The 3583-nt window shown below is 35.8% G+C and carries 3 protein-coding genes; all 3 read left to right on the forward strand.

The window, feature by feature from the left end:
- The first annotated feature begins 2477 nt into the window (after positions 1 to 2477).
- Genes ACRC28_RS16210 through ACRC28_RS16220 form a run of 3 tightly spaced genes read left to right on the forward strand, consistent with a single transcriptional unit; the run spans position 2478 to position 3583 of the window.
- Entirely contained in the window at positions 2478 to 2765 is a 288-nt protein-coding gene (locus ACRC28_RS16210) for a hypothetical protein (protein ID WP_438544485.1), read from the forward strand.
- Positions 2729 to 3301 (forward strand): hypothetical protein, encoded by a 573-nt coding sequence (locus ACRC28_RS16215; RefSeq protein WP_438544486.1) that lies wholly within the window; start codon positions 2729 to 2731, stop codon positions 3299 to 3301. The genes ACRC28_RS16210 and ACRC28_RS16215 overlap by 37 nt, the downstream gene beginning before the upstream one ends.
- 6 nt (positions 3302 to 3307) lie before the next feature.
- Positions 3308 to 3583, forward strand: a complete 276-nt coding sequence (locus ACRC28_RS16220; protein ID WP_438544487.1) for a hypothetical protein — start codon at positions 3308 to 3310, stop codon at positions 3581 to 3583.

Below are 3583 nucleotides of genomic sequence, written 5' to 3' on the forward strand. Positions count from 1 at the left end.
AGTTTACTTTGGAAAATTAAAATTTTAACGTAAAAAGAAAGCTATTTTATTATTGTCGTAATGTAAAGAAGTAGTTTATTGTTGCTGTGTGAAAGGATAACAAGGAATGGTGAAAACACGGATATTTATAGATAATTGCGACACAAGTCACAAAAGTGATGCCAAATAACAGATGAAGGTTTCAGAATCGTAGAAGAGTTGTTTCGTCTACGACACTCATATTTTTAAAATGAGTTCTCAAGAGCTGTTATTTCAGATGTGAGTAATGAATGATGAATAAAATTTTCAAAAAATTACTTACATAATAAACACATAGAAGGATTGTTGGTGTTAAGGAGAATGTTGTAGCCAAAGAGTTGTTGCTGAAAGCTTTTCTTTTAATCTTTAATTCGAATTTAAAGTAAAGAAGAATAAAAGTTCATGCATTCAGTTTCAAGACTAACAAATTGAGAAAAAAAATGTTTTTATAGAATTGTTATAAAAACAACTAGTGAAAATAAAAAATTCGGTTTACGAGAAATCACAATAGAAACTCAGGTCTTTAGTTCGGGATGATAAAAAGACAATAGTGAGAAAACCTTTTCAATTTTTCTCGTAAATAAAGTGGAAGTAAGAAATTATAATCAATAAAGGTAACGAACTAAAGAATATTAGTATGGGTGTATAATGACCAAACAAAAGGAGATATACAAAGTAAATTCAAATCTAGGGGAAAACAAAGGGGTGAAACTTTAAAAAATAAACGATATATTGGGTTAATTTGTAACCTTTGTATGCACTCTAGCTAGGTGTGATAGGAGAGTCAAGAAGTGATTTTACCTTACCTGATTGATGTTCGGTGATGTCTTCATGAATCTCAGGTTCCCTTGTCTTTATGTTGGAGGGAATTAATTTTCCTTTCCTCTTCTATAATGGGTTCACTAGTTTCCCATTGCTCTCTCCATTTTCTCGTTCCAGCTTCGTCTTGGTCGAGTCCACTTCTTTAGTCCAAAGATATCCTCTCCAAGGTCTTCTTCAGCACAACCGATCGGATGTATGCTTTCAAGGTTGATTGTACTCCAAGCTCCTTGATGTGCTTGTTCTAGTAGCTCGTTACCATCCAGTCCCATGTCAAGACGTAAGGGATGAATCTTTGTCTTGTCTTTGTAGATTAGACAGTGAAACTAATACTTTTTTTTTAAGATTGTCGTGATACTTGATGTTAACTATAAATAAATTGCTTGGTCTAAGTTGCTCTTAAAAACGAAATACCTCCACGTGGTACAGAGTGGAATTTGTGGTGCAATATCACAACGACTAAATATGATTTACACTGATTTAGAGTCTTAATGGTTCAAATTCTCTATGCTAATGTTGAAAGATATTTCAGTATTAGTTTGAGTCTTCAATGCTAGACTTGCATACTAGTTAATGCAAAAGTTTTAGTCTGAACTGAAATTTTCCTTATTGGAGGTTTTATTAGGGGATGCAAAAAAGCTGTATGCATTAATTAGAAGACTGTCCATCCAAAATCATGTGAAACTGGGTGTTTAGATGACCCAGAATAGCATGGTTCCGGATTAAATTTCTTTTTTAACCTACTACAAACGGGTACGTCACTGCTGTTTAAGTCAAGATGAGAATTACTTGGCCTATTTAAAGTCAATTTATGAATTACTTGGCCTAGGTGGGTCTGTATAAGCCGCTAAGAGCAGTCCATGTGTGGTAATATTCTATTCCACATGCAATTAGTTTGTTAAATTGTTTATTTGTTTACAATGATTAATTCACATCACGTCAAATAAACACAAACAAACAAATAAAAGATTAAATAGGTCGGAAACGCCAAAAATACAGAACTCACTAATGACCAACAACAATAAAATGTTTAATAAAAATAAACGTGTTCAAGGTACTGGTAAGCCTTTAGGAAGCATTGAGCCCTATACCAAAAGTGTGATCGAGTATTACCTCTCCACTGGGCGCTTCCTTAAATATTACGCCAATTCTCTAGCGTAATGCCCAAATCTATCACAAATAAAACATCTTTTATTTTCTCTGGCAACTTTTCTCTCTCTATATATGTGTCATCCTTAGGTGGAATGGTATTGTTTTTTAAATAGAACTCTATTATATTTGTATTTGGTAATTTATTTATTCGCATAATTGTCTGAATTGTTTTTCTTTTATAGTTTTAAATTTGATTAACTGATGCGATCAATCTCCTTTACTTATAAATACACTAATAAAAATGCTTTGTCACTTTTCAGGAATCAAAGATGATATATGATAAATAAAATAACCAATAAGAAATAAAATAGAATGATGTTATATGTTAGGATATAACACAGGGATGTGAAGACGGGGATGGTAAGGCCGAAGAGCCCAAAATCCCCAACGCTCTTGCTTCTTTAGAAGCGATACTCGAGGAAGTTCATGCCTTTCAAAGAGACTGGCCAAGGGAAGCCTTCATTGCAATCTTGAGCAGATGGAATCAAATGCCAAGTGGTGGATGGCTGAGAGCAACCTCCTTCTATTGTGATAAGTTTCGCACAAAGCTTTCCGAAACTTTATTCAAAAAACGTGTAAGAGCAATTCTTGTTACACCAGCAGGAAGTCCAATTGGAGTTAGAGGCTTTACAAAAGAGGACGGAATCAAGCGGTTAAAAATGCTTGATGATATCTTTAAAGTTGCCTCGCTCAAGGATACAGCCTTACGAGGCAGAGTAGCTGAAGAATTTCTACAAACATGGAGAAGAATAAGCAAGGGGGGGTCACTGATGTGAACCCCACCAAGAAAATCTGCTTGCTCAAGGTTGATTCAAAATTACTAGACATGCTGGACGAAGTAGTAGGGGACTTTATAAAAACCCACCCCTGTAAGAATATGACAGACGTCGTAAGGATCCTTCAATCTGTTCAGCTGTCCTACCAGACCCTAACAGCAAAAGACAGGCCCAAAAGTGAATGGCTCGCAAACATCCATAAAAAGATAACGGAGCTTGACGCGAAAAAAGCCCTCTTATGCAGGTATAAGGAGGACAGCACTACCTTGAATAGTGAAAATCTGAAGGAAGCAAGGAGACTAATGGCTTCATATGGGCTCATACTTGCTAAAACAAACGATCTCACTAAGATAATCTCGCACTTATCCGACAGATCGACTATCTATGCCGATAAGATCATTAAGTGGGATAATAGGAAGAAGTTCAGAATGGAGAACACAAAGTTCGAGCTCTTCCGAGGACGATTCTATAGGGATCTCTCTGAAGAAGCGAAACCGAAGCATAAAATCCCTGCGGAGGATATCATAACCACATAGTCAAAGATGTGGGAGCCTGATGACTCTAAAGCGGATACAAAGCTGTTCGCAGAGTACCTTTTAGAGTATTCAGCCGGTGATCTCGAAGCAGTGTACTTCCCTACACTTGAAGAATTCGACGACATATTAAAATGGCTACCTTGCTGGAAAGATGCAGGGCCTGATAGAATCTTTAATTTTTTCATTAAAAAGATTAGATCTATTCACGGCCCCTTGTACAACATCATTAAAGACATTTATCTTAAAAATGAGACCCCAGAAGAATGGTTCTACAAAGAATAA

This window comes from Clostridium sp., from assembly GCF_051650885.1.
Lineage (GTDB): Bacteria > Bacillota > Clostridia > Clostridiales > Clostridiaceae > Clostridium.

Bases quoted from the DNA above. Each gene is read 5' to 3' on its own strand.
- ACRC28_RS16220 (WP_438544487.1), top strand. From the start codon at position 3,308: ATGTGGGAGCCTGATGACTCTAAAGCGGATACAAAGCTGTTCGCAGAG.
- ACRC28_RS16210 (WP_438544485.1), top strand. From the start codon at position 2,478: ATGCCAAGTGGTGGATGGCTGAGAGCAACCTCCTTCTATTGTGATAAG.
- ACRC28_RS16215 (WP_438544486.1), top strand. From the start codon at position 2,729: ATGGAGAAGAATAAGCAAGGGGGGGTCACTGATGTGAACCCCACCAAG.